The following is a 3403-nucleotide window of genomic DNA, read 5'->3' as shown; positions in this document are numbered from 1 at the left end:
GTCCGGCGCCAGCAGCACCGCGGTGACGTGCGCGCCCCGGCGGCGCAGCTCGGCACCGGCCCACAGGGCGTCGCCGCCGTTGTCGCCCGCCCCGACGAGCAGCACCACCCGGCGGCCGTAGGTCGCGCCGAGGAACTCCCGCACGTGGTGCGCGAGCCCCGCCGCGGCCCGGCGCATCAGCACCCCGTCGCCGACAGTGCGCATCATGGCCGCTTCGGCCGCCCGTACCTGGTCCGCGGTGTGGAGCCCGTGCATGGCCGCGAGGCTAGCGCCGGGCGACCATGATCGACGGTTGTGGAGCGGGACGCCCGCGTCGCGAACGCTCCGCTCCACGACCGGTGATCACTCGACGGTGACCGACTTCGCCAGGTTGCGGGGCTTGTCGACGTCGTAGCCGCGGGCCCGGGCGATCTCGGCCGCGATCACCTGCAGCGGGATCGTCGCGACCAGCGGCTGCAGCAGCGTCGGCACCGCGGGCAGCTCGAAGAGGTGGTCGGCGAACGGGCGCACCGTCTCGTCGCCGGTCTCGGCGAGGACCACGGTCCGCGCCCCGCGCGCCTTGATCTCCTGGATGTTGGACAGCAGCTTGGAGTGCAGGACCGCGCGCCCCTTCGGCGACGGCATCACCACCACGACAGGCAGCCCGTCCTCGATCAGCGCGATCGGGCCGTGCTTGAGCTCACCGGCCGCGAAGGCCTCGGCGTGCATGTAGGCGAGCTCCTTGAGCTTGAGCGCGCCCTCCAGTGCCACCGGGTAGCCGACGTGGCGGCCGAGGAACAGCACCGCCTTCGACGGCGCCAGCTCCTGCCCGAGCGCACGGGCCTCGCCGAGCGACTCCAGCACGTGGGCGACGGCGGCCGGGACGGCCTCCAGCTCCTCGAACTCGCGGACCACCTCGTCGGGGTACTTGGTGCCGCGCGCCTGGGCCAGGGCCAGACCGACCAGGTAGTTCGCCGCGACCTGGGCGGTGAACGTCTTCGTCGCGGCGACGCCGATCTCCGGGCCCGCGTGGGTGTAGATCACCGCGTCGGACTCGCGCGGGATCTGCGCTCCGTTGGTGTTGCAGATGGCCAGCACCCGGGCCTTCTGCTCCTTCGCGTGGCGCAGCGCCTCCAGGGTGTCGGCGGTCTCGCCGGACTGGGAGATCGCGACGACCAGCGTCGAGCGGTCCAGCACCGGGTCGCGGTAGCGGAACTCGCTGGCCAGCTCGATCTCGACCGGGATCCGGGTCCAGTGCTCGATCGCGTACTTCGCGAGCAGCCCGGAGTGGTAGGCGGTGCCGCAGGCGACGACGAAGACCTTGTCGACGTCGCGCAGGTCCTGATCGGTCAGACGCTGCTCGTCGAGGACGATCCGGCCGTCGACGAGGTGCCCACGCAGGGTGTCGGCGATCGCGGTCGGCTGCTCCTCGATCTCCTTGAGCATGAAGTAGTCGTGGCCGCCCTTCTCGGCGGCGGCGAGGTCCCAGGTCACCTCGAACGGGTTGACCCCGACCGGCTCCCCGTGGAAGTCGGTGACGTCGTAGCCGTCGCGGGTGATCGTCACGACCTGGTCCTGGCCGAGCTCGACGGCGTCGCGGGTGAACTCGATGAACGCCGCGACGTCGGAGGCCAGGAACGTCTCTCCCTCGCCGATGCCGAGCACCAGCGGCGAGTTGCGACGGGCGGCGACGATCCGCTCCGGCTCGTCGGCGTGCGTCACGACCAGGGTGAACGCGCCCTCCAGCCGACGGGCGACGGCGCGGACCGACGCGGGCAGATCGCCCTTCGTCGGGCCGTCGGCGTGGGCCAGCGCCACCAGGTGCGCGGCGGTCTCGGTGTCGGTGTCGGACTCCGCCCAGATGCCACGGGCCTCCAGCTCGGCGCGCAGCTCCAGGAAGTTCTCGATGATGCCGTTGTGGACGACCGCGACCTTGCCGTCGCTGCTGCGGTGCGGGTGGGCGTTGCGGTCGGTGGGCGGGCCGTGCGTGGCCCACCGCGTGTGCCCGATGCCCGAGGTCCCGGTGAACCGGTCGCGACCGATCTCCTCGAGACGTGCCTCCAGGTTGGCCAGGGCTCCGGCCTTGCGCTCGACCAGCAGCTCACCGCCGTCCGGCAGCGCGACGCCGGCGGAGTCGTAACCGCGGTACTCCAGTCGTCGCAGGCCGCCGAGGACGACGTCGAGTGCGGACCGATGACCGACGTAACCGACGATGCCACACATACGGATGAGCGTATCGACGCCCGGTTGCCGATCTTCCGGCGACGGGGTCGGTCCGGCGCCACGCCGTACGTCCGTGCGAGTCGGGCACGCGGTGACCTGCACCGGTACGGTGCCGACCGTGGCCCGGACCAGCGTGACCCGACCCCCGTCGATGAAGGGGGCCAAGGACGCCCTCGGTGTGCTGTCGCGTCCGGGGCCGAACCCGGTGAAGCACGGCGACCTGGGCCTGATCGGTCTGCCGGGCATCGTCTACACCCCCGCGGAGGGCTACCAGCTGCCCGCCGTGGTGATCGGGCACGCGTGGCTGCAGCCCGCGCACCGCTACCACGAGCTGCTGCGCCACCTCGCGACCTGGGGTTTCGTCGCCGCCGCGCCGAACACCCAGCGCGGCCCGGTCCCGAGCGTCGCCCGGTTCGCCTCGGACCTGAACACCGTCCTCGACGTGTGCGTCGGCGTCCGGCTCGGCGACGGCCACGTCAGCGTCGACGCCCGCAAGACCGCGCTGGTCGGGCACGGCACCGGGGGCGGCGCCGCCGTCCTCGCCGCGGCCCGGCGTGAGCGCCTCGGCGCGCTGGTGACCCTCGCCGCGTCGGAGGTGAAGCCCTCCGCGATCGAGGCGGCCGCCGCGGTGACCGTCCCGACGCTGCACCTCGCCGCCGCCGTCGACTCGTTGGCCCCCATGGAGGGACACGCGCAGCGGATCGCCGCCGCCCAGCACGAGGCCGGCACCGACGTGACGCTCCGCGAGATCGAGAAGGCCGGGCACCTCGGGTTCTGCGAGGGCAGGCACTGGACGAGCTTCCTGCTGCAGAACCGCCCGCAGCACCGGACCCGGAAGATCGCCCGGGCACTGGTGACGGCGTTCCTCATGCAGGAGCTGCAGAACGAGAAGCGGGTGTCCGCGCTGACCTCGGGGAACGTCCCCGGGGCTCCGGTGGTGGACCTCACGCCGGAGCCCGACGGCGAGCAGGACCAGCAGCCGTCGTCGGGGCTGCTGGGCATCGGCGGCTGACTCCGCGGCGCGACCACCGCGCCGCGGCGATCCGTGGCTCGCGCCGTGATCCGCTGCCCGCGCGGTGATCCGCTGCCCGCGCGGTGATCCGCCGCCCGCACGGTGATCCGCCGCCCGCACGGTGATCCGCCGCCCGCACGGTGATCCGCCGCCCGCACGGTGATCCGCTCCTCGCGTGCGTCCGGACGC

Annotated in this window: 3 protein-coding genes; 1 reads left to right on the top strand and 2 read right to left on the bottom strand. The window is 73.2% G+C overall.

What is annotated here, in order from left to right:
* Positions 1-255, bottom strand: a 255-nt coding sequence (locus tag GTW08_RS11995) for an NAD(P)H-hydrate epimerase (RefSeq protein WP_275938980.1), incomplete at its 3' end; no start/stop codon positions are given.
* 87 nt (positions 256-342) lie between these two features.
* The gene (glmS, locus tag GTW08_RS11990; protein WP_073576442.1) at positions 343-2202 is read right to left on the bottom strand and encodes a glutamine--fructose-6-phosphate transaminase (isomerizing); all 1860 of its coding nucleotides are present in this window, start codon (positions 2200-2202) and stop codon (positions 343-345) included.
* A 118-nt stretch (positions 2203-2320) separates the two neighbouring features.
* Between glmS and GTW08_RS11985 the strand changes: the two genes are divergently transcribed.
* Entirely contained in the window at positions 2321-3214 is an 894-nt protein-coding gene (locus GTW08_RS11985; RefSeq protein ID WP_304580152.1) for a dienelactone hydrolase family protein, read from the top strand.
* Positions 3215-3403: the final 189 nt, after the last annotated feature.

The sequence above is a fragment of the Pseudonocardia sp. SID8383 genome (assembly GCF_009864975.1).
Classification (GTDB): domain Bacteria; phylum Actinomycetota; class Actinomycetes; order Mycobacteriales; family Pseudonocardiaceae; genus Pseudonocardia; species Pseudonocardia alni.
The sequence above is the reverse complement of the archived record's forward strand: the minus strand, read 5'-3'. Positions and strand labels throughout refer to the sequence as shown.

Coding starts and splice junctions, on each gene's coding strand:
- glmS (WP_073576442.1), bottom strand. CDS start 2,202: ATGTGTGGCATCGTCGGTTACGTCGGTCATCGGTCCGCACTCGACGTC.